Annotated in this window: 27 protein-coding genes and 2 pseudogenes; 10 read left to right on the top strand and 19 right to left on the bottom strand. The window is 72.2% G+C overall.

The window, feature by feature from the left end; genetic code table 11:
• Positions 1 to 15: 15 nt before the first annotated feature.
• The 3 genes and pseudogenes from ACQXVK_RS15685 to ACQXVK_RS15695 form a co-directional block, all read right to left on the bottom strand.
• On the bottom strand, positions 16 to 672 hold the full coding sequence (locus tag ACQXVK_RS15685; RefSeq protein WP_430854240.1) for a glutathionylspermidine synthase family protein: 657 nt from the start codon (positions 670 to 672) through the stop codon (positions 16 to 18).
• Between the two features lie 91 nt (positions 673 to 763).
• A pseudogene (locus ACQXVK_RS15690) lies at positions 764 to 1,324 on the bottom strand (glutathionylspermidine synthase family protein); the annotation flags it as partial.
• A complete protein-coding gene (locus ACQXVK_RS15695) occupies positions 1,324 to 1,695 on the bottom strand; it encodes a tRNA-dihydrouridine synthase (RefSeq protein WP_430854185.1) in 372 nt (123 codons plus the stop codon). The pseudogene ACQXVK_RS15690 and the gene ACQXVK_RS15695, both read right to left, overlap by 1 nt.
• Positions 1,696 to 1,807: 112 nt before the next feature.
• Between ACQXVK_RS15695 and ACQXVK_RS15700 the strand changes: the two genes are divergently transcribed.
• A complete protein-coding gene (locus ACQXVK_RS15700) occupies positions 1,808 to 2,224 on the top strand; it encodes a YkvA family protein (protein WP_430854186.1) in 417 nt (138 codons plus the stop codon).
• 148 nt (positions 2,225 to 2,372) lie between these two features.
• Here ACQXVK_RS15700 and ACQXVK_RS15705 read toward each other — a convergent pair whose 3' ends face one another.
• Positions 2,373 to 3,050, bottom strand: a complete 678-nt coding sequence (locus tag ACQXVK_RS15705; protein ID WP_430854187.1) for a TetR/AcrR family transcriptional regulator — start codon at positions 3,048 to 3,050, stop codon at positions 2,373 to 2,375.
• A 104-nt stretch (positions 3,051 to 3,154) separates the two neighbouring features.
• Between ACQXVK_RS15705 and ACQXVK_RS15710 the strand changes: the two genes are divergently transcribed.
• Positions 3,155 to 4,303: an epoxide hydrolase family protein gene (locus tag ACQXVK_RS15710; protein ID WP_430854188.1), complete on the top strand. Its 1,149-nt coding sequence runs from the start codon at positions 3,155 to 3,157 to the stop codon at positions 4,301 to 4,303.
• A gap of 257 nt (positions 4,304 to 4,560) precedes the next feature.
• Here the strand turns inward: ACQXVK_RS15710 and ACQXVK_RS15715 are convergent, their stop codons facing one another.
• On the bottom strand, positions 4,561 to 6,957 hold the full coding sequence (locus ACQXVK_RS15715) for an ATP-binding cassette domain-containing protein (RefSeq protein ID WP_430854189.1): 2,397 nt from the start codon (positions 6,955 to 6,957) through the stop codon (positions 4,561 to 4,563).
• A 36-nt stretch (positions 6,958 to 6,993) separates the two neighbouring features.
• On the bottom strand, positions 6,994 to 7,482 hold the full coding sequence (locus ACQXVK_RS15720; RefSeq protein ID WP_430854190.1) for a hypothetical protein: 489 nt from the start codon (positions 7,480 to 7,482) through the stop codon (positions 6,994 to 6,996).
• Positions 7,483 to 7,780: 298 nt separating this feature from the next.
• On the opposite strand from ACQXVK_RS15720, the gene ACQXVK_RS15725 reads away from it, so the two are divergent.
• Positions 7,781 to 8,269 carry a VOC family protein gene (locus ACQXVK_RS15725; RefSeq protein ID WP_430854191.1) on the top strand — a complete coding sequence of 163 codons (489 nt, stop codon included), beginning with the start codon at positions 7,781 to 7,783 and terminating at the stop codon, positions 8,267 to 8,269.
• Here ACQXVK_RS15725 and ACQXVK_RS15730 read toward each other — a convergent pair.
• Positions 8,182 to 9,129, bottom strand: a complete 948-nt coding sequence (locus tag ACQXVK_RS15730) for a methyltransferase family protein (RefSeq protein WP_430854192.1) — start codon at positions 9,127 to 9,129, stop codon at positions 8,182 to 8,184. The two genes, ACQXVK_RS15725 and ACQXVK_RS15730, sit on opposite strands and share 88 nt — an antisense overlap.
• 152 nt (positions 9,130 to 9,281) lie before the next feature.
• Here ACQXVK_RS15730 and ACQXVK_RS15735 point away from each other — a divergent pair, with 152 nt between their 5' ends.
• On the top strand, positions 9,282 to 10,049 hold the full coding sequence (locus ACQXVK_RS15735) for an acyltransferase (RefSeq protein WP_430854193.1): 768 nt from the start codon (positions 9,282 to 9,284) through the stop codon (positions 10,047 to 10,049).
• A gap of 3 nt (positions 10,050 to 10,052) precedes the next feature.
• On the opposite strand, the gene ACQXVK_RS15740 is transcribed toward ACQXVK_RS15735, so the two are convergent.
• Positions 10,053 to 10,190 (bottom strand): hypothetical protein, encoded by a 138-nt coding sequence (locus ACQXVK_RS15740; RefSeq protein ID WP_187290475.1) that lies wholly within the window; start codon positions 10,188 to 10,190, stop codon positions 10,053 to 10,055.
• A gap of 94 nt (positions 10,191 to 10,284) precedes the next feature.
• Positions 10,285 to 11,184, bottom strand: a complete 900-nt coding sequence (locus ACQXVK_RS15745; RefSeq protein WP_430854194.1) for an SDR family oxidoreductase — start codon at positions 11,182 to 11,184, stop codon at positions 10,285 to 10,287.
• A gap of 84 nt (positions 11,185 to 11,268) precedes the next feature.
• Here ACQXVK_RS15745 and ACQXVK_RS15750 point away from each other — a divergent pair, with 84 nt between their 5' ends.
• From ACQXVK_RS15750 to ACQXVK_RS15760, 3 genes are read left to right on the top strand one after another with little or no spacing between them, the layout of a single operon-like run.
• Complete coding sequence (locus tag ACQXVK_RS15750; protein WP_031261847.1) at positions 11,269 to 11,604, top strand: DUF3140 domain-containing protein; 336 nt, start codon at positions 11,269 to 11,271, stop codon at positions 11,602 to 11,604.
• 25 nt (positions 11,605 to 11,629) lie between these two features.
• Positions 11,630 to 11,884 carry a DUF7218 family protein gene (locus ACQXVK_RS15755; protein ID WP_430854195.1) on the top strand — a complete coding sequence of 85 codons (255 nt, stop codon included), beginning with the start codon at positions 11,630 to 11,632 and terminating at the stop codon, positions 11,882 to 11,884.
• Positions 11,885 to 11,906: 22 nt separating this feature from the next.
• Positions 11,907 to 12,125, top strand: coding sequence for a hypothetical protein (locus ACQXVK_RS15760; protein WP_022906489.1), 219 nt, complete (start codon positions 11,907 to 11,909; stop codon positions 12,123 to 12,125).
• 49 nt (positions 12,126 to 12,174) lie between these two features.
• Here ACQXVK_RS15760 and ACQXVK_RS15765 read toward each other — a convergent pair whose 3' ends face one another.
• The 3 genes from ACQXVK_RS15765 to ACQXVK_RS15775 form a co-directional block, all read right to left on the bottom strand.
• Positions 12,175 to 13,008 carry a glycoside hydrolase family 16 protein gene (locus tag ACQXVK_RS15765; RefSeq protein WP_430854196.1) on the bottom strand — a complete coding sequence of 278 codons (834 nt, stop codon included), beginning with the start codon at positions 13,006 to 13,008 and terminating at the stop codon, positions 12,175 to 12,177.
• 110 nt (positions 13,009 to 13,118) lie between these two features.
• Positions 13,119 to 14,429, bottom strand: a complete 1,311-nt coding sequence (locus ACQXVK_RS15770; RefSeq protein WP_430854197.1) for a PP2C family protein-serine/threonine phosphatase — start codon at positions 14,427 to 14,429, stop codon at positions 13,119 to 13,121.
• A 61-nt stretch (positions 14,430 to 14,490) separates the two neighbouring features.
• Positions 14,491 to 14,751 carry a hypothetical protein gene (locus ACQXVK_RS15775; RefSeq protein ID WP_430854198.1) on the bottom strand — a complete coding sequence of 87 codons (261 nt, stop codon included), beginning with the start codon at positions 14,749 to 14,751 and terminating at the stop codon, positions 14,491 to 14,493.
• A 102-nt stretch (positions 14,752 to 14,853) separates the two neighbouring features.
• On the opposite strand from ACQXVK_RS15775, the gene ACQXVK_RS15780 reads away from it, so the two are divergent.
• On the top strand, positions 14,854 to 15,816 hold the full coding sequence (locus ACQXVK_RS15780; RefSeq protein WP_430854199.1) for an SDR family NAD(P)-dependent oxidoreductase: 963 nt from the start codon (positions 14,854 to 14,856) through the stop codon (positions 15,814 to 15,816).
• 79 nt (positions 15,817 to 15,895) lie between these two features.
• On the opposite strand, the pseudogene ACQXVK_RS15785 reads toward ACQXVK_RS15780, so the two are convergent.
• From ACQXVK_RS15785 to ACQXVK_RS15810, 6 genes and pseudogenes are all read right to left on the bottom strand, one after another.
• Positions 15,896 to 17,253: pseudogene (locus ACQXVK_RS15785) on the bottom strand (glycoside hydrolase family 125 protein).
• The gene (locus tag ACQXVK_RS15790) at positions 17,250 to 18,281 is read right to left on the bottom strand and encodes a Gfo/Idh/MocA family protein (RefSeq protein WP_430854200.1); all 1,032 of its coding nucleotides are present in this window, start codon (positions 18,279 to 18,281) and stop codon (positions 17,250 to 17,252) included. Before ACQXVK_RS15790 ends, ACQXVK_RS15785 begins: the two are co-directional and overlap by 4 nt.
• Before the next feature lie 31 nt (positions 18,282 to 18,312).
• Positions 18,313 to 19,293 (bottom strand): Gfo/Idh/MocA family protein, encoded by a 981-nt coding sequence (locus ACQXVK_RS15795; protein ID WP_430854201.1) that lies wholly within the window; start codon positions 19,291 to 19,293, stop codon positions 18,313 to 18,315.
• Positions 19,294 to 19,376: 83 nt separating this feature from the next.
• On the bottom strand, positions 19,377 to 20,765 hold the full coding sequence (locus tag ACQXVK_RS15800; RefSeq protein WP_430854202.1) for an extracellular solute-binding protein: 1,389 nt from the start codon (positions 20,763 to 20,765) through the stop codon (positions 19,377 to 19,379).
• A complete protein-coding gene (locus tag ACQXVK_RS15805; RefSeq protein WP_430854203.1) occupies positions 20,762 to 21,670 on the bottom strand; it encodes a carbohydrate ABC transporter permease in 909 nt (302 codons plus the stop codon). Before ACQXVK_RS15805 ends, ACQXVK_RS15800 begins: the two co-directional genes overlap by 4 nt.
• A gap of 4 nt (positions 21,671 to 21,674) precedes the next feature.
• Positions 21,675 to 22,679, bottom strand: coding sequence for a carbohydrate ABC transporter permease (locus tag ACQXVK_RS15810; protein ID WP_402262399.1), 1,005 nt, complete (start codon positions 22,677 to 22,679; stop codon positions 21,675 to 21,677).
• A 154-nt stretch (positions 22,680 to 22,833) separates the two neighbouring features.
• Between ACQXVK_RS15810 and ACQXVK_RS15815 the strand changes: the two genes are divergently transcribed.
• Both ACQXVK_RS15815 and ACQXVK_RS15820 read left to right on the top strand, forming a co-directional pair.
• On the top strand, positions 22,834 to 24,045 hold the full coding sequence (locus ACQXVK_RS15815; protein ID WP_430854204.1) for an ROK family transcriptional regulator: 1,212 nt from the start codon (positions 22,834 to 22,836) through the stop codon (positions 24,043 to 24,045).
• Positions 24,046 to 24,140: 95 nt separating this feature from the next.
• Complete coding sequence (locus ACQXVK_RS15820) at positions 24,141 to 24,947, top strand: DUF1684 domain-containing protein (RefSeq protein WP_430854205.1); 807 nt, start codon at positions 24,141 to 24,143, stop codon at positions 24,945 to 24,947.
• Between the two features lie 285 nt (positions 24,948 to 25,232).
• Here the strand turns inward: ACQXVK_RS15820 and ACQXVK_RS15825 are convergent, their stop codons facing one another.
• Positions 25,233 to 25,793, bottom strand: a complete 561-nt coding sequence (locus tag ACQXVK_RS15825; RefSeq protein ID WP_430854206.1) for a histidine phosphatase family protein — start codon at positions 25,791 to 25,793, stop codon at positions 25,233 to 25,235.
• Positions 25,794 to 25,857: the final 64 nt, after the last annotated feature.

The raw sequence follows: 25,857 nt of genomic DNA on the forward strand, positions 1-25,857 counted from the left end.
GTGCGGCCCCGTGGCTCAGGACGCGGTGATCACGTTCGGCGCGAAGCGGCACCAGTAGTCGGTGATGGGGCCGTCCGACTCGCGGATGCCGACGCCGAACGACTCGCCGTCCACCACCCACGAGCCGAGCACCGGGTGGTTGTGGCCGCGCGACCCGGGGAAGTCCGGCAGCTCGTGGTACTGCTGCCAGACCCGTTCGCCGCCGGTGCCGGCACGGCGGTACTCCGAGCCGTTCGTCGTCACCGAGCCGTCCTGGCGGTGCACGGCGATCCCGTCGCCCTCGCGCCCGAACACCGGCTTCACGACGAAGTCCGTCATGCCGTTCGGCCCGTCGGCGAACGCCGGCAGCAGGTTCTCGTGGCCCGGGAACAGCCGCCAGAGCGCGACCAGCAGCAGCTTGTTCGACAGGAACATCTTCCACGCGGGCTCGTACCACCGGCCGAGGCGGCCGCGGTCGCTGACGAGGAACGCGCCGAACTCCTGATCGCCCTCGGCGCGGTCGTCCCCGGAGACGAGGTCCTCCCACGGGTACAGCTTGAACAGGTTCCGGATGACCGGGTACTGCGTGCCGTCCTCGTCGCCGGGCAGCGTGAAGACGCTCCGGGACGAGCCGGCGGGCTCGGCGTTGCCCACGAACTGCCGGGCGACCGCGTGCCACCCGATGTCCTTCATCTCGATGCCGGTGTGCTCCCATCCGGCCTCCCCCGGCGAGGTCGCGCATGTACGCGACGGTGTTCCAGTCCTCGCCCGCGGTGTCGAGGTCGGAGTGGGCGACGAAGAGCCGACCGCCCTCCTCGGCGCGGAGCGATGCGTGGAGCAGGGTGCGCCAGCGCGCGACCATCGCCTCGTGGATGCCGTTCCACTGGTCGATGTCCGCGGGGAGCGTTCCGTCGGCGATGCGGTCCTGCAGCCAGTGCCACTGCGTGACCGAGGCCTCGATGAGCCCGGTGGAGGTGTCGCCGTTGTACTCGAGCATCTTGGCGGGGGAGCCGTCGCCCGCGTACGCCAGGTCGAAGCGGGCGTACACGTCCGGTTCGTCCTGCTCGAGCGACCACGCGGCGAGGTCGAACCCCTCGCGGGTGAGCCCGAGGGTGCCGAGTTCGCCGGAGGCGAGGTAGCGGGCGGCCTCGAGGCACATGCGGTGCAACTCCTCGGTCTGCCGTTCGAGCGCCTCGACCTCGGGCAGCGTGAACACGTACGCCGCGCCGTCGTTCCAGTAGTCGACCGCGGTGCCGTCCTCGCGCACCGACCGCGAGTAGATGAGGCCGGTCTGCTGGATCCGTCGCTGCCAGTCCGGGCGCTCGGTGAACTCGACGCGCTCCATCAGCCGCCGAACCCGCCGTGCTCGCCGGACCCGCCGAAGCCGCCCTTCGTCACCGAGCTGCCGCGGGACGAGATGCCCGACTTCGCGGTCTTGCCCGACGGAAGGCTGGCGGTGCCGCCGGACACGGCGTCGCCGACGGCCGGGACCTTCGTCGTGCGGCTGCCGCTGAGCGGGAGGTAGTACCAGCCGGCGTGCCCGCCGTGGTTGTTGCAGTCGTCGTCCGGCAGACGTTTCTGCGTTGAGTTGTCGCGGCAGATCTTCGCGTAGTCGCTGTCGACCCCGGACCCCTCCCCGCAGCCGGTCAACGACGCGGCGAGGGCTGCGACGACCCCGATCGAAACGACACGGGACGCGCGACGACGAACACTCACGAACGGGAACAGTACCGGGGTGGGCGGCACCGTTCCGGCTCGACACCGGCTTCGCAGCGCGACCTGTCCGTGCGCTCAGCTCCCGCGACACCGTGTCCGCCATGCTCGGGGCATGGAGTGGTGGTCGGTCGTCGTCGCGATCGTGGGCGGGTTCGTGATCGTGTGGGGCGTCGTGGTGATCGCCCTGGTGGTCGCCGCGCGTCGATCGGGCGACGGCCTCCGGCTGGTCGAGCCGCTCCGGCTCGTCCCCGACGTCGTGCGACTGGTCCGGCGGCTCGTCGCCGACCCGACGGTGCCGAGGGCTGTGCGCATCGCCCTCGTCGCGCTCCTCGGGTACCTGCTGCTGCCGATCGACCTCGTGCCGGACTTCCTGCCGGTCATCGGGTACCTCGACGACGCGATCGTCGTCGCGCTCGTGCTCCGGTTCGTCACGCGGCGGGCCGGTGCGGTGGCGTTGGATCGGCACTGGCCGGGTACGCCGGAGGGGCTGCGTGCAGTGCGCGCCGCGGTGGGGCTGTCGGTGTCCTGACCAGGCCGGGACCCGGCCGGGAACGGGCCCAGGGCCCGGGGCCCGGACGTGCACGTGGGAACGCGCGCTGGCGCGGGCGTGGGGGCGTGGGCGCGGCGGAGTCGCTGGCGGCGGTGCTGCGCGGCGACGGTGGTCCCGATCGACCCCGTCAGTCCGACGCGGGAGCGAGTTCCTGCGCCCGTGCTGCCGGGACGCCGAGGACGAGGAGGCTGGTGGTGAGCGCGGCCCGCAGATCGAGTGCATCTGCGGCACCCGCTGCATCGGCGGCACCCGCTGCATCGCCGTCGTCCGCTCCGTCGCCGGCATCCGGCGCGTCCGGTGCCGTCGAGCGGCTGTCGTCGGCGATGGCGAAGACGGTCGCGGAGGCGATCTGCCCGAGGGAGATCGCCGGGAGGTGCCGCCCGAAGACCGCGTCGTCCTGACCCCGCTGGACGAGCACGGCGAGACGCCGGTCCACCGCCCCGAGCAGGGCGTGGATCTCGTCGCCCTGCTGCCCGCGGCGGAGCGCCAACAGCACCCGGTACCGGTGAGCGAGCGGCCAGAGGTCGGTGACGAACTGCGCCCACGCGGCGTCGGCGGGCGATCCGTCGACGTCGGCGCGCTCGAGGATGGCACCGATCTCCGCTCCCGCTCGCTCGGCCAACGTGCGGACGAGGTCGGTGCGGGCCGGGAAGTGCCCGTATACGGTGCGGCGGACCACTCCGGCGGCCTGTGCGATCTCGCCCATGCCGGCATCCGGTCGCCGGCCGAGGAGTTCGCGGGCGACGTCGAGGATCCGGTTCCGTGTCTCGTCCATCGCGAGGTCGCGTGCGGATCCGGAAGCCATGCACCGATCATTGCACACTGCTGTGCAATGGGTTACGGTTCCGTTGTTCGTTGCACAACCGTGTGCAACGATCTGCCGCACACCCATCGTGAGGACCGCAGACCATGACCGCATCCACCGCCGTCCGCCCGTTCCGCGTCGACGTCCCGCAGGCGGATGTCGACGACCTCCGCGCCCGTCTCGCCAGGACCCGGTGGCCCGACCCGGAGACCGTGCCGGACTGGTCGCAGGGCGTCCGGTCGGAGAACCTGCGGGCCCTCGTGCACCACTGGCTGCACGACCACGACCCCGTGCGGTTCCAGGAACGGCTGAACCGCACCCCGCAGTTCCGTACCGAGATCGACGGAATCGACATCCACTTCCTGCACGTCCGGTCCGCCGAACCCGGAGCGATGCCGCTCCTCCTCAGCCACGGCTGGCCGGGGTCGGTCCTGGACTTCGTCGACGTCATCGGTCCGCTGACCGACCCGGCCGCACACGGTGGTGACCCTGCGGACGCCTTCGACGTGGTCGTGCCGTCGCTGCCCGGGTTCGGGTTCTCCGGCAAGCCGACGACCACGGGGTGGGACGCCGATCGCACGGCCACGGCGTGGGCCGAGCTGATGCGGCGACTCGGGTACACCCGGTGGGTGGCACACGGCGGGGACTGGGGATCCGTGGTGACGACCGCACTCGCGGCGGCGCGCCCGGAGGGGCTGGCGGGCATCCACCTGAACACCCCGTACGCCGTCCCCGAGACGATCCCGGACGAGCGGACGCCCGAGGAGCAGCACGCGGTCGACACCCTCGCGCGCTATGCGGGACCGCTCGGCGGGTCGAACCACCTGCAGGGCACGAAGCCGCAGACGCCGGGGTTCGCCCTCGCGGACTCACCGGTGGGGCAAGCAGCGTGGATCTACGAGAAGTTCCAGTCGAAGACGGACAACCAGGGCCTCGCCGAGCAGGCCATCGACGTCGACGACATCCTCGACACGATCTCGCTGTACTGGTTCACGAACTCCGGCGCGTCGTCCGCCCGGATCTACTGGGAGAACCGCAGCGTCACGATGGCGGCACCGGTGCTGCACCTCCCCGTCGCCGTGACCGTGTTCCCGCGGGACATCCCGCTCCTGCCGCGCACGTGGATCGAGGCCGCCTACCCGGACCTCGTCCACTACGGCGAGGCGCCGCGTGGTGGGCACTTCGCGGCACTCGAGCAGCCCGAGCTCCTCGTCGACGAGCTCCGCAGCGGGCTGCGCGGGCTGCGTCGCTGAGGACGGATCGGCCCCGACCGGGTCGGATCAGACGGTCCGGCGCGTCGCGACCGCGGCCCCCACGACCGCGGTCGCGGACGACCGGACTCCCCACACACCGCTCAGCATGCTCCGGTCCGGCCGCCGGTGCATCCTCCTGAGGGATGAAAAGCTGATGGCCACTCAGTGGCCGGTGCGGGGTGCGAGACCCGCACCGGGTCGGACGGGAGGCTCGGTGCAGGCCCGCACCGCGCCTCCCGTCCGTGAGCAGGCCCGGTTCAGAGCCCCAGCTGCGCCCGCAGGTAGGGAGCGGTCCGGCTCGCGGCGGACGCCGCGACGGTCGCCGGCGTCCCCGCGGCGACCACCAGGCCGCCCGCGTCCCCACCGTCGGGACCCATGTCGATGACGTGGTCGGCCGCCGCGACGACGTCCATGCTGTGCTCGACGACGACCACGGTGTTGCCGGCGTCGGTGAGCCGGGACAGCTGCTCGGACAGCAGTTCGACGTCGGCCGGGTGCAGCCCGGTCGTGGGTTCGTCGAGCAGGTAGAGCGTGTGGCCGGACCGGGCACGCTGCAGCTCGGTGGCGAGCTTGATGCGCTGCGCCTCGCCGCCGGAGAGCTCCGGCGCGGGCTGCCCGATGCGGAGGTAGCCGAGACCGACCTGCCGGAGGGTCTCGAGTCCGCGTGACGCCGCGGGGATCGCCGCGAGGAAGTCGGCCGCGTCGTCGACCGTCATCCCGAGGACGTCGGCGATGCTCGCGCCGTCCCAGCGGACCTCGAGCGTCTCGGCGTTGTACCGGGCGCCGTGGCACTCCGGGCACGGCGCCCAGCTGCCGGGCAGGAAGAGCAGCTCGACCGAGACGGAGCCCTCGCCCTGGCACACCTCGCAGCGACCACCGGCGACGTTGAACGAGAACCGTCCGGCGCCCCAGCCGCGCTCACGTGCGGCATCGGTGGCGGCGAAGGCCTGGCGGACGGCGTCGAACAGGCCCGTGTAGGTGGCGAGGTTGGAGCGGGGTGTGCGGCCGATCGGCTTCTGGTCGACCTGGACGACCCGGGTCACGAGCGGGTGGTCCGCGCCGTGCGTGGCGAGCACGCCGCCGACCAGCGAGGACTTCCCGGAACCGCTCACCCCCGTGACCGCGGTGAGGACCCCGAGCGGGACGTCGACGTCGAGACCGTGCAGGTTGTGCAGCGTCACGTCCCGGAGGGCCAGCGTGGCAATCGATTCCCGCGGTGTGCGGACCGCAGGTGGGCCGGCCGGGTGGAGGAACCGCCTGGTCACCGACTCGTCGACGTGCTGGAGACCGTCCACGGGGCCGCTGTACAGGACGGTGCCGCCGCCGGAGCCCGCGCCCGGCCCGACGTCGACGATCCAGTCGGCGCGACGGACGATGCTCATGTCGTGCTCGACCACGAAGACGCTGTTGCCCCCGGCCCGCAGGTCGTCGAGCACCTGCACGAGGGACTCGGCGTCGGCGGGGTGCAGCCCGGCGCTCGGTTCGTCGAGCACGTACACGACACCGAACAGCCCGGAACGGAGCTGCGTTGCGATCCGGAGCCGCTGCGTCTCGCCCGGGGACAGCGTCGGCGTCGACCGGGCGAGCGCGAGGTACCCGAGGCCGAGACCGACGAGGACGTCGAGACGCCTGACGAGGTCCCCGGCGATGGCGACGGCCACCTCGGAGTGCTCGCCCGACGTCGCCCGCGACGTCGCCGCCGACGGGTCCGTGATCGCCGCGATCGGACGCAGCACGTCGGCGAGCGCGGTGATCGGCAGCGCGCCCAGCTCGGCGATGCTGTGCCCGCCGATCGTGACGGCGAGCGCGGCCCGGGTGAGGCCGGTGCCGCCGCACAGGCCGCAGGGCCCGGACTCGACGTACTGCAGGGCCTTCGTGCGCTGGGTCTCGCTCTGCGAGTCGGCGAGGGTGTGCAGCACGAACTGCCGCGCGCTCCAGAACCGGCCGCGGTAGGGCTTGGCGACCCGGTCCCGCTTCGGGTGCACCTCGACCACCGGCTGCTCCTCGGTGAAGAGCAGCCAGTCGCGGTCGGCGCGGGGGAGTTCCCGCCACGGCCGGTCGATGTCGTAGCCGAGCACGGCCGTCACGTCGCGGAGGTTCTTGCCCTGCCAGGCGCCCGGCCACGCGGTGATCGCGCCGTCGCGGATGCTGAGCGAGTCGTCGTGCACGGCGGACGCCTCGGTGACCTCGTGCGCGGTGCCGAGGCCGTGGCAGCGGGGACAGGCTCCGGCGGCGGTGTTCGGTGAGAACGAGTCCGACTCGAGCCGGTCGGCACCCGCCGGGTACGTGCCGGCGCGGGAGAACAGCATGCGCACCGAGTTCGACAGCGTGGTGAGCGTGCCGACGGTGGAGCGGGCGCTGGGGGCACCGCGGCGCTGCTGCAGGGCCACGGCCGGGGGCAGCCCCGTGATCGACTCGACGTGCGGGGTGGAGCCCTGCGCGATGAGGCGTCGGGCGTACGGGGCGACGGACTCGAGGAAGCGGCGCTGTGCCTCGGCGAACACGGTGCCGAACGCGAGGCTCGACTTGCCGGAGCCGGAGACGCCGGTGAAGGCGACGATGCGGTCGCGGGGGATGTCGACGTCCACGTCCCGCAGGTTGTGCTCGCGGGCGCCGCGGACGCGGATGAACTCGTCGGGGCGGGGGTCGGGCATCCTCACGATGCTAGGCGGGTGCGGCTGGGTGCTGTGTCAGCCCCGCAGGCGACGGTCGGCCGCTGCGAGCCCGTGCCGCATGCGCTCGGCGTCGCCGTCGGGCCACCCGCCGGAACTCCCCAGCGGCAGCTCCGTCATGTGTCGCCGGAGGTGCTCCGGGTAGTCCCGTACGATCCGGTCCGGGTCGTCCCGGACCGTCGCGTACAGCGCCGGTCCGTCGGCGAAGAACAGGTCCGCGACGACGAGGCGACCGTCCGCTCCGCGCAGCACGTTCGCCGGGTTGTCGTCGAGCGGACCCCACCACGGCTGCTCCCGAGCGCCACGGGCGTGGACGGTGTCGATGTGCGCGGCGAGCGCGGCGACGGCGGGTTCCCGCCCGGCGATCGATCGGTGGAACGCGGCGCCCTCGGCCACGGACACCGGCCGCAGGTACTCCATCACGGTGAGGTCGGAGCCGCCCTCGAGCACGCGGTGGTCGACCAGCACCGGGACCTGGCGGGTGTGCGCCGCGGCTCGGTACAGCATCGCCGAGTACGGCCCGGCGGGGTCGAACGGGCTGATCCGCGCCGCGAGTCGGCCCGAGGGGGATCGGAACGCGTACGCCTAGTCCCCGGTGCCGCACGGCGTCCAACCGAGGGCCTCGAGCGTGGTGACGACCTCGGTCCACGGCATCTCGGCGGAGAGGTGCTCGTCGTACGCGTCGGCTCCGTCCACCCGACCATCCTGCACGACCCGCCCGTGGGGTTCCGTGCGGACGGCCGGTCTGGGACGATCGACGCGACACGGACGACGGCGCCCGTGCACCACCTGCGAGGAGTCCACCATGTCCGTCCGGCTCAACCCGTACATCGGCCTCCGCGACCAGGCCCGCGACGCGCTCGACTACTACCACGGGGTCTTCGGCGGCGAACTCACCGTCTCGACGTTCGGCGAGGCCGGCATGGCGCAGGACCCCGCCGACGCCGACAAGGTCATGCACGGGCAGCTCGAGGGCGAGAATGGCCTGCTGCTCATGGCCTCCGACACTCCGACCGGCATGGAGGGCCCGGACGTCAGCAACATCTCGGTGTCCCTCAGCGGCGACGACGAGGAAGCCCTGACCCGCTACTGGAACGGTCTCGCCGACGGTGCGCGGACCGACATCGAGCCCCCTCACGAAGGCCCCGTGGGGCGACACGTTCGGCATGGTGACCGACCGCTTCGGGGTCACCTGGCTCGTGAACATCAGCGGCGCGGCGGGCTGATCGCGTCCGCGGGGGCACTCGCCGGGACCGGGCGGCGCGGCACCCAGCACCGAACGCGCGCGGCGTAGCGACGGAAGTCGTCACCGAACCGGTGCTCGAGGTCGGCCTCCTCGAGCGGCCGGACGACCCAGTTCCAGACGACGGCGCCGGCGAGCGCGTACGCGACGACCATCCACGAGGTGAGCAGGAGGCCGACGGCGACGCCCTGGGCGATGCCGGCGAGCGCCATGGGGTTCCGCACGGAACGGTAGGGGCCGGCGATCACGAGCCGGTTCGGCATCGCGGACGGCAGCGGGGTCCCGGCGCCCTGCGTGGACATGGCCGCGGCGGACGCGATGCCGAGCGCGCTCGCGGCGACGAGGACGACCGCTCCGGTGACGACCGCGGCGATCACGACCCCGCCGGGGAGCGCCGGGTGGAGTAGCCACCGGTGCTCCGCTGCGGCGATGACGAGTGGCAGCACCCCGAGGAACAGGCCCCAGAACACGGTGATCTGCAGGACGGTGCCGAGGACGTGTCGACGCCGCCCGGCCCGGGGGTCGGCGGTGCGGAACCGGAGCGGACCGGTCGTCGACCACTCGGTGGGGATCCGGCTGAGCGTGACGAGCGCCAGCGCGAGCGCCGACCCCACCGTCGCGCCGAGCATGACGAGCACGCCGACGCCGGCCTCGGTCGTCCAGGTCGCCCAGGCGGCGAGCGCGACCGCGACGAGCGCCGTCCAGACGGTGGCGACGAGGGCTGCCGCACGGACACCGAGGGCCGCGAGGGCGGACGCGACGACGAAGAGCGGCACGTCGACGACGGCGACGAGGGCCGGGTCGAGCGAGCCGAGCGTCGCGGTGCGCACCCCGTCGACGGTCGGCACCGCGATCCACCAGGCGGCTCCCGCGATCGACTGGACCGCGAAGTAGCGTCGGCCCCAGGACATGCGAGCACGGTAGCAGTGCGGGAACCGGCGGTCGGACACCGCAAGAATCGCGCAACGCCGCGGCTGCCGCGTTGTCCGTCGTGCCGGGCGCGACCTAGCGTTCCGGCTGTGTGCGAGGACGCACACGTCCACCCGCGAGACCTGGAGGCGGCATGGCCGCACACAGCGAGGCTCCGTCCACGTTCGGCTCACGACTGCGGGACGACGTCATCCACGCACGCGAGTACACGCTCTTCACGCTGCTGCTCGGGTCGCCGTTCCTGCCCCGGGCCCTGCGGCGGGTCATCGGGATCCTCGGTGGTGCGCACCTCGGGTCGAGCCCGGGGCCGCTGTGCGCGCTCACGGGCGATCCGCGGAACCTCACGGTCGGCCGCGGCGTCTACTTCAACCGGAACGTCACGATCGAGGCGGTCGCCCCGGTCCGGATCGGCGCGCACTCCGCGATCGGGATGCAGGTGCTCGTGATGACGAGCCACCACGAGATCGGCGAGGACGGTACGTGGAGCGACGAGGCCACGGGACGGCCGGTCGACATCGGCGAGCGGGTCTGGATCGGCGGGCGGGCCGTCGTCCTGCCGGGCACCGTCATCGAGGACGACGTGGTCGTCGCGGCCGGCGCGGTGGTGCGGGGTCGCCTCACCGCGCGCGGGGTGTACGCGGGGGTGCCGGCTCGGCGGATCCGTGAGCTCGGACCGTCCTCGGCGCGACCGTCCCGCGACGCCACGGCGGCCGTCGCCCTCGCGGTCGCGGTGGCGGCGTCCGCGACGGAAGCGTCCCCGTCGGCCGGGGTACCGGCCGACGGGGTGGCCGACGCGACCGCGGCCGGGGGCGGGCTGTCCGACGGGGCGCCCCGGACGAGCGCGGCCGAGCAGGCCCCGTCGTCGGGATCCGCTCGGCCGCCGGTCGCTCCGGGGGTGTGACGCTCAGTCCTGGTGGTTGATCTGGCCCAGCCAGCGCCCGAAGGACGGCGTGCGCTCGTCGTGCAGCGCGGACAGCGTCGTGGCCGGCAGGCAGGTCCGCTGGACGTCGACGGCCGTGCTCTCGTGGAGGTCGTGGCTCATGGGGTGCTCCTTCGCGTTCGGTGCTGGGTGGTACGCCGGGGACACGTGTTCCATTCCCGGTCGTGTCGGTCCCGGCGGGTTCCGGATGGTCTCGTCACGGGGTGACCATGCCGCCGTTGACGTTGAGGGTCTCGCCCGCGACGTAGCTCGACTCGTGCGAGGCGAGGAAGACGTAGGCGGGTGCGAGCTCCGCCGGCTGTGCGGCGCGGCCCATCGGCGACTCGCTCGAGCCGAAGTCGGGCAGCGACTCCGGGTCCACGCCACCGCTCGGCTGCAGGACCGTCCAAGTCGGCCCGGGTGCCACGATGTTGACGCGGATGCCGCGCTCGACGAGTGCCTGGGACAGCCCCTTCGACAGGTTGTTGATCGCCCCCTTCGATGCGGCGTAGTCGAGCCGGTCGGGAGCGGGCTTGTAGGCCTCCATCGACGCGGTCGTGGTGATCGTCGATCCGGGGTGCAGGTGGGGGAGCGCCGCGCGGACGACGCGGAACAGCCCGAAGACGTTGACGTCGAACGTCGCCTCGAACTGCTCGTCGGTCAGGTCCTCCACGACCGGCTGCCACCGCTGCTTGCCGGCGACGCTGACGAGGGCGTCGAGCCCACCGAGTCCGGCGACGGCCTGCTCGACGAGCGTTGAGGCGTAGTCCCGGTCGCGCAGGTCGCCCGGCACCGGCACGGCGGTCCGGCCGGCGGCACGGATCTGCTCGATGACGTGGTCCGCGTCCGACTGCTCCTCGGGCAGGTAGGCGAGTGCGACGTCCGCGCCCTCACGGGCGAAGGCGATGGCGACCGCGCCGCCGATCCCCGAGTCCGCGCCGGTGATGAGCGCCTTCCGGCCGGCGAGCCGGCCGGTCCCGCGGTAGGTCGACTCGCCGAGGTCCGGCACCGGGTCCATGCGGCTCTGGAGGCCCGGCTCGGCTTGCGTCTGCGGCTCCGGTCGGACGTCGGGGTAGCGGGTGCGCGGGTCGGCGGGCTCGTACTGGTCGGTGGGCATGGTGCGGTTCCTCTCATCGGTTCCCACCCAGCGAACCGGACGGCCTCTGGAACCGTTTCCAGGAGTGCGGTGTTCGGTGGTCGGATGAGTGATGACGACCAGCAGACCCGCGCGGACTTCGCCGATGCCGTGAACATGACGGCGTCCGAGCTCCGGAAGTGGCTCGACACGGACGAGTCGAAGCACGTCGGGCAGAAGCCGCCGGGTGGCGGCGAGTCGACCGGGCACGCCAGCGGTCGGCACATCATCCGGATCCTCGAGAAGCACCAGGCGGACTACACGAAGGACGACTACGCGCACATGCGGAAGGTCGTCGGGTACGTCGCCCGGCACGCCGAGCAGCGGCCCGAGGGCGACGTGCACGACACCCCGTGGCGGTACTCGCTCATGAACTGGGGCAACGACCCCGAGAAGCACTGAGACGCCCGGGCGTACGGTGTGCGCCATGCCGAACCAACTCAAGAAGCCGGACATGTACGAGGAGCTCCGCAAGGAGGGCGCCTCGAAGGAGAAGGCGGCGCGGATCAGCAACGCCGCAGCGGCGCGGGGCGAGCACGCGGTCGCGAAGAAGGGCGGGGAGTCCGGCTCCTACGACGACTGGACCGTGGCGGACCTGGAGCGCCGGGCCAAGGAGCTCGGACTCACCGGGTACTCGTCGAAGCGGAAGGCCGAGCTCATCGAGGCGCTCCGGCAGCACTGACCGCGTCTGGCACCATGGAGTCGTGAACGAGACGGGCATGCCGCGCTTCCGACGGATCTGGTCGACGGTGCAGGTCGGCGTGCTCGCGGTGGCCGTCGTGTTCTGCATCGTGATGCTCGTGATCGGCCAGGGCAAGCTCGACCGTGTCTACGCCGTCGCCGCGGTGTTCTTCGGCCTCGCGCTGATCGGGCACAGCACGTACCTGTGGCTCATCGCGCGGAACGGGCGCGGCCGACCCTGACGCGCGACGCGCCCAGCGGTGGCCCGGTCCCATCGGCCTCGGACGGCGCTCAGGCGTTGCTGGAAACCCGCACCCAGTCGACGGTCATCTGCTGCGGGAAGCGGGTCGACGCATCGGGCGAGCCGGGCCACGACCCACCGACGGCGACGTTCAGCACGACGAAGAACGGCTTGTCGAACACCCACGGGTTCGCCCCGACGTCCTGTCGGGTCACCGTCCGGTAGGCGGCGCCGTCGACCGTCCAGGTGACGGCGTCGGGGCGCCAGTCGACACCGAACACGTGGAAGCCGTCGGCGAACGCGGCTCCCGTCGGGTTCCGGTAGGCGGCCGACACGCCCTGCGCGCCGGAGTACCCCGGTCCGTGCACCGTGCCGTGCACCACCGCCGGTTCGTACCCGACGTTCTCCATCACGTCGATCTCACCGCAGGCCGGCCAACCGACCGACCCGATGTCGGCGCCGAGCATCCAGAACGCCGGCCAGATCCCCTGTCCGCGGGGGATCCGGATGCGTGCCTCGATCCGGCCGTACTGCGCCGTCGTGGTGCCCTCGGTCTTGAGCCGTGCCGAGGTGTACGAGCCGTCCGCCTCGCGCCGGGCCGTGATCACGAGGTTGCCCGCTCCGTCGAGGGCCGCGTTGCGCCGCGAGTCCGTGTACGTCTGGAGCTCGCCGTTGCCCCAACCGCCGGCGCCGAGGTCGAACCGCCAGACGGCGCTGTTCGGGGCACTGCCGGCCGGGCCGTCGAACTCGTCTGCGGCGAGCAGCGTCCCGGCGGCCGCTGCGGCGGGGGCCGACCGTCCGAGGATGCTCGCGCCGAGCACCGCGGCGGCCGTGACGGCGACGCCGGAGGTCATGAACCGGCGACGGTCGACCGTGTCGTCCATGTCGTGCTCCCTGGGCGCGGTGGGTGTGCGGTCGTCGGATCATGCCCCATCTGCGCGGGCGCCGCCACCCCTCGCGGTCGATCCGTCCGGTCCGCGCCGAGTCGGAGGTGTCAGGGACGGTAGGCGACGCAGAGCACCGTGACGTCGTCCGGGTGCTCACCGCGGTGCGCGAGCTCGGCGATCCCGTCGACGAGCTGCTGTGGGTGCGACCGCTCCGCGACCCACGCCTCGAAGCGGTCGAGCGCGTCGAGGTCGCCACCGAAGAGGTCGAGCACGCCGTCGCTCACGCTCACGATGAGGTCACCGGGGGCGAGGTCGGTCGTCTCGCTCGACCACGACGTCCCGACCCCGATCGGCAGGTGTCCGGAGCGGAGTGACCGGACGGACCCGTCGGCACGGCGGAGCAGGGTCAGCCCGTGCCCGGCGTCCACCCAGCGTGCGTGTCCGTCGCGGTCGATCCGCACGTGGAAGCAGGTCGTGAACTGCGCGCTCTCGACGTCCGACGTGCCGGTGGCGAGTCCGGCAGCGGCACGGCGGATCGCGGTGGCCGCGTCCGTCTCGTCGACGGTGCTGCGGACGAGGGAGCGGACGGCGGCGGCGATCATGCCGGCGCCGACGCCCTTGCCCATGACGTCACCGAGCGTGAACGCGGCGCCGTCGGGGGTCGGGAACCAGTCGTAGAAGTCGCCGCCGACGGTCTTCGCCGGGATGCACACCCCGATCGCACGGAGCTCCGGCGGCAGCCCGTCGGTGGACGCGGGCAGGAGCGACTGTTGCACGAGCGCGGCCCGGTCGATCTCGCCCTCCGCCACGCGTCGCCGACGCTGTGCGGTGCTGAGCCGGCGGTCCGCCTGCCGGGACAGCTCGTTGGTGACGGCCGCGGTCGCCCCGTAGACGATGACCGCGAAGGCCAGTCGGACGAGTTCGCTCGCGCGCGGCTCGGTCATCTCCAGCAGGAACGGCAGCAGCAGCGTGGCGCAGGTCCCGAGGAGCGGGTAGAGCACGTGTCGACGCCCTGGGCGCGCCGCCATCCAGATCACCGGCAGGACCACGACGGCGAGGAAGACCGACCGCGAGTCGCCCGTGCCGTACCGGAGCAGACCGATCGCCACGAAGTCGATCGCGGGCACGACGAGTTCCGCCCGTGCCACGCCGGGCCAGCGCGCCATGACGCCCGCGAGCAGCAGGCCGCCCACGGCGAGCGCGACGCCGGTCCACATCCGTGGCGCGTCGGTGACCGTCAGCCACGGGGTGGTCACGCTCAGGACCGCGGCGACGACGACGAGCGCGGCGACGACGGTCTGCTTCGCGAGGGGTGCCCACGACGAGCGGAGTCCGACGAGCACGATCGGACCGGTGTCCTCACGCGCGGAGACGGTCCAGGTCCTGGGGGTCGCGGTGGGGCCCGCCGTGCTGGTCATCGTGTCGAGTCAACCGGGTGCAGCTGAGCGGAGCAAGTCTCGACACTCCGGCGCGCCGCGGTCACCCGATCCGGACGGCGAGCGGCACGAGCAGTCCGGCGACCCAGACGATCACCATCACGAGCGCCCCGATCGCGATGACCTTCCGCCGCCGCCGGAGTCGGGGACTCGGTTCGTCGCCCCACATCTGCGCCCGGACGAGGACGCGGTTCGCCTGCTCGACGACCTTCCGCACCTCGGGGTCGTCCAGCTCCAGCACGCCGTCGCGGGCGTGCTGGGCGATGACGGTCGCCTCGTCGACGGTGAGGTCGTCCTTGCGCATGCGCCCATCGTGACAGCTGCCCCGGGTCAGCGCACGTGGTCGCGCCGCACGGCTACCCGGCCCTGGACGGGGACGGAGCCGCCACCGCGTAGCACTGACCCCATGTCACAACGGTTCCGCGGGAAGATCGTCGTCATCACCGGTGCATCGAGCGGGATCGGGAGGTCGGCGGCACACGCCTTCGCCCGGCAGGGTGCCACGCTCGTCCTCGCCGCCCGGAGCCACGACTCGCTCGAGGCTGCGGCCGCGGAGTGCCGCGCGCTCGGCGCCGAGGCGGTCGCGATCCCGACCGACGTCGCCGACGAGCACCAGGTCGCCGACCTCGTCGCCACGGTCACGTCGCGGTTCGGCCGCATCGACGTGTTCGTCGGCAACGCCGCGCTGTTCGTCTACGGCCTCTTCGAGCAGACCCCGACGGCGGCGTTCAAGCGCGTCGTCGACACGAACCTCTACGGCCACCTCAACGCGATCACGCACCTGCTCCCGCACTGGCGGCAGCGCGGCTCCGGCACGTACGTGCTCGTCGGTTCGATCCAGTCGTTGCTCTCCGCGCCGTACCAGTCGGCGTACGTCACGAGCAAGCACGCCGCGCTCGGCCTGATCGACGTCCTCGGCGACGAGTTCGCGCACACCGGCATCCGGTTCACGACGCTGCTCCCGTCCACGATCGACACCCCGATCTACCAGAACGGCGCCAACTACACCGGGAAGAACTCGCACCCGCTGCCGCCGACCGTCTCGGTGGACCGCGCCGGTCGCGCGGTCGTCCGGGCGGCGGCGCACCCGAAGCGCTACCGGTACGTCGGGCGGGTCCAGGCCTCGCTCGTGCCGCTGCAGTACGTCTTCCCCGGGCTGTTCCACAAGATCACGAAGCCGATGGTCGAGCTGTTCGCGCTCCGCGGGACCGGCGCGCCGACCGACGGCAACCTCTGGACCCCGGCGGACGCCGGCAACGCGACGGACGGCGGCTGGGTCGCGAAGCGGCGTCGCGTCACCCGCCCCCTCCTCGTGCTCGGAGCGGTGGCCGCGGTCGCGACCGTCGCCCTGGGTCGCGCGCGACGGTAGACCGGGGGAGCCGGTCCCCGGGCGCGACGACGTCACGGACGGGAGGCGCGGGGCGGGTCCGACCCGCGCCTCCCGTCCGTCAGGTGGTCACCTTGGCGACGGACGGGGCGCTCGTGATCGACGCGCCGGCGTCCGCGACCGCGGCGAACGCGAGCTCACAGAACATCGCGTCCGCCCACGAGAACCACGGCCGCGAGAACGCCGACGGGTCGTCCACGTCGAAGGACTCGTGCATGCGTCCCGTGCCGGCGTCCGTCCCCAGCAGCACGTCGAGCAGCTCCAGGCTCCGTGACGGCGTGCCGGTGAGGCCCTCGACCGCGAGCGCGATCGGCCACACCCGGTGCGGTTCCGTGTGCGGGCTCCCGATGCCCGCGGCGACCGCACCGCTGAACCAGTAGGGGTTGTCCGGCCCGAGTGCGAACGCCCGGGTCGCGGCGGCGACCGACGGGTCGAGGACGTCCGGCGCGTCGAGCGGCAGGGACAGCAGCGACGGGGTGTTCGCGTCGTCCATCAGGACCACGCCGCCGAGGCCGTCGACCTCGTATGCGTAGATGCGGGCGTCGGGGTCACGCGGGTGCGGCACGACGCCGTGCTCCGACACCCCGCGGAGGATGCCCTCGCGGAGCGCGGTCGCGTCCGCAGCCAGTGCGTCGTCCGACCAGACGTCAGCGGCGAGCGTTGCCAGGTCGCCCAGCGCCGACGCGGCGTGGAGGTTCTCCGGCACGTTGTACCCGTACGTGCAGGCATCGTCCGAGGGGCGGAAGCCGCACCATGTCATGCCGGTCACCGCGACGGGGTGCCGCGGCCATCGCGGACGAGCGTCTCGGTCGGCTCGGGCACGTCCCGGACGAACCGGTACGGCGAGCGCTCGTGGTCGGTCTCGAGTCGGAGCTGGTCGACGATCGTCCGGGCGACCGCGTGGGCCTCGGGGCCGAGGTGGTCGGTGCGGCCGGAGGCGCGGTGGACGGCCGCGGCGAACTGCACCGGGTAGGCGAGGCTGTCGACCTCGTACTTCTGCTCCCACACGCTGGGGTCGTCGCAGAGGTCGCGGTCGTCGTAGTGCGCTCCGGTCGGACCACGGTTGAACGCGTTGGCGTACGGGTCGTGCGCGATGCTGGCGAACTGCCGACGGGCCACCGCGACGAGGACGTCGGCGAGCTCTCGGGCACCGGTGGCGAGCGGCGCGGTCGCCGACGGGCCTGCCGCCTGGACGAGTCGCAGGTACGGGAGCATCTGCGTCGTCGAGTCACGCATCCACATCGCCGGGATGTCGCCGGTGATGACGAACGCGGTGCCGTCGTCCTCGATCGTGATGGTGTGCTCGAGCGTCCGGTGGAGGGCGTCCTCGACCACGTCCCCGGCGCGTTCTCCCACGCTCGACCGGACGGCGTCGGCCGCGGCCCGGACGAGCGCGGAGACGCCGTCGCTGACGATCACACCGACACCGGGCGGTCGGCCGTCCGCACCGGCTCGATCGTGCCGGAGCGAGCGCCCTCGTAGGCGGCGAGGATCATGCCGAGCACGGCGAGCCCCTCACGCTCGGTGTGGATCGGACGTGTGCCGTCGCGGAGGCACGCGCCGAACGCGGCGATCTCGGCCGAGAACGTGTCGACCTCGTCGAACGTCACGGTCTCGCTGGTGCCGTCGCGGAGGTCCCACCGGAGCGTCGTCCCGTCGCTGGTCAACGACCCGGCCTCGCCGACGACGCTGAACCGCTCCGTCCCGGCGGCCGGTTCGTACGCCCAGCTCGTGACGAGCTGTCCGACCGCGCCGTTGTCGAAGCGGAAGAGGCACTGCGCGGAGTCCTCGCCCTCCATGAAGGCCAGACGGTGGGTGGAGAGCATCGCGGTCGCCGACACCGGGACGCCGCCCGCGAGGTGCATGAGCAGGTAGCTCGGGTGGTAGCCGGTGTCGATGAGCTCGCCGCCGCCGCTCGTCGAAGCATGTGCGCGCCAACCCATGTTCGACGGGTCGAACTCGTTCCGGAACGAGTCGGTCGTGCGGACCTCGTACACGGTGCCGAGTGCGCCGCCGTCGATGAGCTCCTTCGCCTTCGCGACCGCGGGCATGAAGAGCTGGTTGTGGGCGCACATGAGTGTGACACCGGCCTCGCGGACGGCGGCTTCGACGTCGGCGGCCTCCTCGGGCGTGAGGCAGAGTGGCTTCTCGCAGAGGACGTGCTTGCCGGCCCGGGCAGCGGCGACGATCGCGTCGCGGTGCAGGTGGTGCGGCAGGCAGATGTCCACGGCGTCGATGTCCGCCAGGTCGAGCATCTCGCGGTAGTCGGTGAACGACGGCACGCCGAGTTCGGTGCCGCGGGCCTCGGCGGTCGCGGGGACGGCGTCGGCGACGGCGCCGATCGTGATGGTCTCGGCGTGCTCGCGGTAGCCGTTGATGTGGAACGTGGCGATGCCGCCGCCGCCGATGAGGCCGACGCGGATCGGGGTGGGCAGGGTCGTGGTCATGCGTGTTCTCCGGTTGGTGGTGTCGTGCGGGTCAGGCGGGCACGGGTGTCGCGGCCGCGGCGTTGGCTGCGGCGACGAGCCGGGTGAGTTCGATCGCGCGCGCGAGGTTGTCGTCAGCCCGGGTGCCGTCCTGGGCGTGCGCCACCCATCGTGCGAAGGCGTCGGGGGCGTCGTCCGGTACCGGCAGTTCGACGGTCTCGCCGCCGTACGCGGGTCCACCGGCGGTGAGGCGGTTGCCGTCGTCGGTGTACGACACCCGTCCGGTGGTGCCGCACAGGTCGATCGTGAACGGCGTCGCGGCGACGAAACCGGCCTCGATGACGCCGATCGCCTGCGAGGCGTAGCCGACCGTGACGACCGCGTGGTCCTCGACCGCGCGGCCGGTGACCGAGCGGTACACGGCCTCCACCGTCTCCGGTGCGGCGCCGAGGAACAGCTGCGTCAGGTACACCGGGTGGCAGCCGAGGTCGGTCAGGGCTCCGCCGATCGCCGTCGCCGGGTCGAAGAACCGCTCGGGCAGCCACGGGGCGATCGCGCCGTCGTGCGACAGCCGCACTCGGGCCGAGGTGAGCTCGCCGAGGCGGCCGCTCGCGATCTCGTCCGTGATCGCCCGCGTGTACCCGTGGTACAGCCGGGGGAGCGACACGACGAGAGCGACGCCGGCGTCGTCGCAGGCGCGCACGATCGCCTCGCTCTCCTCGACGGTCGGTGCGAGCAGCTTCTCGGTGAAGACGTGCTTTCCGGCACGGGCCGCGCGGGTGATGACGTCGTGGTGCACGTCGGTCGAGGTGGTGATCGTCACGGCGTCGACGTCGTCCCGGGCGAGGAGCGCGTCGAGGTCGTCGGTGTACGGCACGCCGAAACGCTCAGCGCCCTCGCGGCCGCGGGGCTCGTCGTCGTCCCAGACGGCGACGAGTTCAGTGTCGAGGTGGTCGACGGCCTGCTGGGCGTAGTCGCCGGCGTGGACGTGCCAGAAGCCGAGGACGGCGACACGGATCGGGGCGGTGGGCATGGGGAGGGTCCTTGTCGGTTCGCGGTGGTCGGTGGGTCCGTCCTGGAGGCACAGGGTGTGCCGGCTGGTCGGGTCGTGGTCCGCTAGACGCGGACCTTGTCGTAGTCCTTCGGCAGCGCGAACGGTGCGTAGGTCTGCATCATCGGGTCGACGCGGTTCTGTGCCCGCTCGACGGCCTGCTCCGGAGTGGCGGTGCCGAGGAGCACGCTGGAGCGCGCGTCGGCGAGGGAGTCCCACCACGCGCCGCCGACGGGCAGCGGCGGGCGACAGGTGCTCGCGGTGATCGACTCGACGAAGTACCGGATCGACTTCGCGGAGCCGTTCGGGTCCTCGAGCGCGGCGATGTTCGTCGGGACGCTCGTCGCGGGGACCATGTAGGTCTCCTGGCCGCGCTTGCCCGTGAAGTACTTCATGAGCTCCCACACCGCCTTGGTCTTCTTCGACCCCTTCGGCAGGCAGAGCGCGAAGCCGCCCGACCAGGTGTACTTCGGGTCGCCCTCCTGCTGCACGGGCAGGTACGCGGTCGTCCAGTCGAGGTCCTTCGGACCGTAGTTGTCGAACGTCTGGATGGTCGACGGCACGCTGACCATGAAGGCCATGCGGTTCGCGAGGAACGCGGTCTGCCCCGGCGGGTGGCCGGTCGGTTCGTAGGTCGCGATGAAGGTGTCGGCGTCACGGTACCCGTAGCGCTTCGCCCACTCGGCGTAGAAGTCGTAGATGCCGCGGACGCTCGCGGAGTCCATCGTCATCCGGGAGTCCTGTTGGTCGTAGTACGACGCCCCGAGTCCGAGGCCCCAGGTGAACGGCCAACCCTCGCCGTACCACGGCAAGAGCCCCATGTGCGTGTAGTCGCCCGCCGACTTCTTCGTGACCTGCTGGCTGACCTCCCACATCCGGTCCATCGTCACGGGGCCGTTCTGCTCCCAGTCGAACTCGTCGAGGTCCACCCCGGCGTCCTTGAGCATCGTGCGGTTGACGAACATGCCGCGGGCATCGGTGTCGTGCGGGAGGCCGTACGTCTTGCCCTCGTAGGAGACCTCGCCGACCGCGAAGCCGAGCCACTGCGACAGGAACTCCTCCTTCGACTGGTCCTCGTACTCGGCGATGAGGTCGTCGATGGGTTCGATGAGTCCGATCGCCGCGTACTGCGCGGCACTGAACCGGTCGAGCAGCCAGAGGTCCGGAGCCCTCCCGCCGCGGACCGCCGTGATGATGCTCGTCGCGTCCCCGGTGCCCTGTGACGGGACGACGTCCACCCGGACATCCACTTCGGGGTGCAGCTGCTTGAACTGGTCGATCACCTTCGTCTGGAACGGGACGAACGTGCCCGTGACACCCCAGAGCGACACCTGGTTCGGGTTCGACGACCGGGATCCGGTCGCGCACCCCGCGGCGAGCAGTGCGAGGGCACCGGCACCGGCCGTGGCGGTCGCCCCCCGCAGGAAGGATCGGCGGCTGAACGCGGAGGTCATTTGAAGCTCCCGATCTGGACGCCCTTGAGGAACGTCCGCTGGAACACGAAGAACAGGATCACGAGCGGCAGGATGATGAGCACCGAGGCCGCCATCAGCTGGTTGAACTGGAAGTCCTGCGAGTTGTTGAGGCGGAACACCTGCAGACCGATCGACAGCGTCTGCACACTCTGGTCCTGCAGGTAGATGAGCGGTCCGAGGAAGTCGTTCCACGCGCCGACCGCGGCGAAGATGCCGACCGTCACGAGGGCCGCACGCGCCTGCGGGAACACGATCGTCCAGAGGATGCGCCACTCGGACGCCCCGTCCATGCGGGCGGCGTCGAGGAGGTCCTTCGGGATCTGCAGCAGGAACTGTCGGAGCAGGAGGGTGTAGAACGCGGACCCGAACAGCGCCGGCACCACGAGCGGCAGGAAGGTGTTGATCCAGCCGAGCCGCGCGTACAGGTCGAACATCGGGATGAGGGTCACCGGGAAGGGGATGAACAGCGTCGCGAGCACGACGTAGAACAGCCGGTCGCGGCCGCGCCACTCGATGCACGCGAACCCGTACGCGATGACGAGGTTCGACACGACCGAGAACATCGTCACGAGGACCGTGATGACGAGCGTGTTCCGGAAGAACGTGAAGAACGGCATCGCCTGCACCGCTTGGGCGAAGTTGCCCCAGTCGAGCCAGTGCGGGAACCACGTCGCGGGGAAGGCGCCGAGCTCGGCGTTGCCCTTGAGCGCCGAGATGACCATCCAGTAGATCGGGATGAGGAACAGCACGCTCATGGCGATGAGCACGATGCGCGCCGTGACCGACGACCAGACGGAGCGGACGGACCCGTCTGCGTTGCGGGACGCCCCGCGGTCACCCTTCGCAGCGGCGGTGGTGATGGACTTCGTCACTTCGGTGGTCATGGCGTCACTCCCCGGTCACGTCGTAGTTCACGAACCGCTTGGACAGCCAGTAGACGAGCCCCGACAGGAGCATCCCGGCGAGGAACAGCAGGACGGCCATCGCGCTCGCGAACCCGAGCTGCGCGTAGCTGAACGCGTTCTTGTAGAGGTACAGCATGTAGAACAACGTCCCGTTGTCCGGCGACCCGAGGCCTCCCGTCCCGGACGAGATCACGTACGCCTCGGTGAAGACCTGCAGGCCGTTGCTGATCCCGGTGATGAGGTTGAACAAGATCACGGGGGAGAGCAGCGGCAGCGTCAGCGCGAAGAACTGCCGCACCGGACCCGCGCCGTCCACGCGCGCGGCCTCGTAGAGCGTCTTCGGGATGCCCCGCATGCCGGCGAGGAAGATCAGCGCCGCGTTGCCGGCACCCATCTGGGCGAGGGCGATGATGACGAGCTTCGCCGTCGTCGGGTCGCCGAGCAGGTTCGTCGCCGGCACGCCCACGAGCTTGAGCGCCTGGTTCACGAGCCCGGTCTGCGGGTTCACCAGCACGACGAAGATGAACGCGAGCGCGAACGTCGGGATGAGCGACGGAATGTACAGCGCCGTCCGGTACCAGCTGATCTCGCGGACGTCCTGGTTCATGGCGATCGCGATGATGATCGCCACCACGATGCCGACCGGCACCGCGATCACCGCGTAGAACACCGTGTTGCCCACCGCGGTGTGGACCAGCGGGTCGATGAACGCTGCGACGTAGTTGCCCAACCCGACCCAGGTCGCGCCCTGCATGCCCGAGTACCGGGTGAGGCTGATCGCGAACGAGTACACGAGCGGGTACCCGATGAACACGAGCACGCCGACGATCCACGGGGACACGAACGCGAGCCCGATCCGCAGACGGCGCTTCTCGGCAGCGGTCCACGGGCGCTTCTCGCGGTGGCGTCGGCCGGAACCCGCGGTGGTGATGCTGCGGGTCGTCGGCCTCGGAGGTGCTGCGGTCCCAGTTCGTGTCGTCGTCGTCACGAGCGTCCTCTCGGATCCCGGGCCACCTCGTCGTGGCCTCGGTCGAACTCGAGGTCCGCCCGACGGGATCGGTTCAATCCAATCGATTGACAAAACCTCTCGGGCAAGGATGCTAGGGAGCATGGAGCAGCCCCGTCAACCATCTCGGCACACCGTGCTGCATGGTGGAACGCCCCACGGCGGGACGAACATCGCCGACGTCGGGACGCGCAACCGCGCCCTCGTGCTCGACCTCGTCCGCCGCTCCGGCCCGCTCCACCGCGTCGCCCTCGCCCGCAGCACCGGACTCAGCGCCCAGACCGTCTCGAACATCGCCGCGCGGCTCGTGGCCGAGGGACTCGTGCGCGAGGACGGGGAGCGGGCGCTCGCCGTGGTGCCGTCGGCGCGGACGGGGATCGGCGTGCACCTCGATCCCGCCGCGTTCGAGGTCGTGCTCGTCGACCTCACGGGGACCGTGCTCGCGGCCGAGCACCACGACATCGCGGCGCACACGGCTCCTGCAGCGGTGGTCGACGCGATGGCCGCCGCGATCGGACGCCTCCGGGCCGAGGCTCCGGGGCGGACCGTGGACGGGGTCACGGTGGCCGTTCCCGGTCCGATCGACACCGTCTCCGAACGGCTCGGGACGCCCGCCCAGCTGCGCCCGTGGTCCGAGTACCCGCTCGCCCTCGAGCTCGTCGAACGCACGGGCGCCGCGGTCCACCTCGAGAAGGACGCCATCGCCGGGGCGTTCGGTGAGGCCTGGACGACGCCGGAGCCCGAGGACCTGGTGGCGGTGCACCTCGGCAGCGGGGTCAGTGCTGCCGCGGTGGCCTCGGGCGAGGTCGTCCGGGGCTCGACCGGGAACGCGGGGGAGTTCGGCGGCATGCCGGTGTTCGCCCACGGTCGGTGGACCGCGGTGTGTGAGGCGTGCCAACCGCTGCAGCAGGTCCGGCGCGCCGTGTCCGCGGGGGTCCTCGACGCCGAGGTCGCGTCCGACGACGCCGCGGCCGTCCGCGCCGCCTACGCCCGGATGTGTCGGGAGCCAGCCGCTGCCGGCCTCGTCGCCGAGGGCGGGTCGGCGCTCGGCTCGGCGCTCGCACACGTGGTCGAGCTCCTCGACGTGCCGCGGGTCACGATCGGCGGCAGCGCAGCGGTCCTCGGTGGTGAGCGGTTCCTCGACGCGGTCCGCTCACGACTCCGCGACCGATTGCCACGTGGGCCGTTCGCCGAGGTCGCGTTCTCCACCGCCGGCGTCGTGGCCGTCGCACGCGGCGCGGCGTGCTCCGCGATCGCGCGGAGCCTCACGACAGCGGCTCCGGTCCCGACGGCGCGGCAGCGGACGGGAGGCTCGGTGCAGGCCCGCAGCATCAGCCATCCCTGGTGAGCGACGTGCGTCGGGCAGGCGGGGCGTGCCTCCAGGACGGCACTGTCGTCACGGGCCGCGTCGCGGCGGCGACCAGGACGCCGTAGGTTCGCTGCATGACGACCGCGACGACCGCTCCCGACTTCGCCACCGCCTGGACGACCTGGCACGACGCCCACGAGGCAGCCCGGGCCAGCGAGCACGGGTTCCTCGCGATCACGAGCATCCGGTGGCTGCAGGCCGAGCCCGAACGGTTCGAGGACGCACCCGGCGCCTGGTCGACCTCCGAGGACGGGCCGGTGGTGGCGCTCGACCCGGGGCAGTCGATCGAGGTCGACGGACAGGTCGTGACCGGCACCCACCGGTTCGGGTCGCTCGCCGAGCGGTCCGGCGTCGACGTGGTGTGGCACGACGGTGACGAGTCCGTCGTCATCGAGGTCGCGCGGCGCGGCGGCAGCGACATCGTCCGGCCGCGGCGTCCCTCGGCGCCGCTCCGCGTGTCCTACCGGGGCACACCGGCGTACGCGCCAGACCCCGCGTTCGCCGTCGAGGCACGGTTCGAGCCGTTCGACGAGCCGCGCGAGGTCACGGTGGGATCGGTCGTCGACGGGCTCCAGCACGTGTACACCGTGCCGGGTGTGCTGCGGTTCGAGCTCGACGGGCCGCGCGCGCTCACGGCGTTCAACGGGTACGGCGACGGGCTGCTCGTGCTGTTCACCGACCGGACCTCGGGCGTGACGACGTACGCCGCGACGCGGAGCCTCGACGTACCGGCACCGGACGCCACCGGCCGCACGACGATCGACTTCAACCGGGCGACGAACCTGCCGTGCGCCTACACCCCGCACGCGACGTGCCCGCTGCCTCCCGCGGAGAACCGGCTCGACGTCGCCGTCGAGGCCGGGGAGCGCCTGCCGGCCTGACGCGGGGCGCGGGGGCGCGGACTCCGTACGACATCGTCGGTGTCGTACGACGTCGGTGCAGTCGTTGATTGCGTGCGCGGGGTGTTGCGCACGCCAGGTTGCGACGAGCCCGCTGTCGTACGACGTCGGTGCGGTCGTTGATTGCGTGCGCGGGGTGTTGCGCACGCCAGGTTGCGACGAGCCCGCTGTCGTACGACGTCGACGTTGTCGTTCGGCGTCAGCACGCGCGTCGGCGGCAGCGGACCCCCGGCCCCCGGCCCCCGGACCCCCGGACCCCCGGACCCGTCAGGGCGCCTCGACCCGAACCCACCCGCTCGTGGCACGCCACGTAACCGGGTCGAACGAGAACACGCTGCCCATGCCCGGCTGGTCGAGCGCACGGGAGACCGGGACGCCCCGCAGATCCGCCAGCAGCAGCGCTCCGACCGCACCGTGCGACACGATCGTCACGTCGCCGTCGTCTGCCAGCGCCCGGACGGCACGGACGATGCGCGCCCGGGCGTCGACGGCACGCTCCCACCCGCGGACCGACACCTCCGGCGCGGCGAAGAACGCGTCGACGACACCCTCGAACTCGTCGAACGGCAGGTGACCGGTGGCGCTCCGGTCGATCTCGCCGAGGGCGGCGTCCGTCGAGGGGACGACCCCCACCGCCGCCGCGAGGATCCCGGCCGTGTCGATCGCCTTCTGCTCGGTGCTCAACACGATGCGACCGACCCCCGGGGCCCAGGCCACCGCGGCGGCACAGGCGGCGCGCTCCCGACCCGCGGCGGACAGCCCCCACGACTCGATCGGACGCGCCGGGTCGACGACCACCTCGGCGTGGGTCAGGAAGAACGAGGGCACGTCCCGACCCTACGCACCCGCGGCGTGCGGACGGGAGGCGCGGGGCGGGCCCGACCCGCGCCTC

Origin of the sequence: Curtobacterium sp. AB451 (assembly GCF_050585845.1) — a bacterium.
GTDB lineage: Bacteria > Actinomycetota > Actinomycetes > Actinomycetales > Microbacteriaceae > Curtobacterium.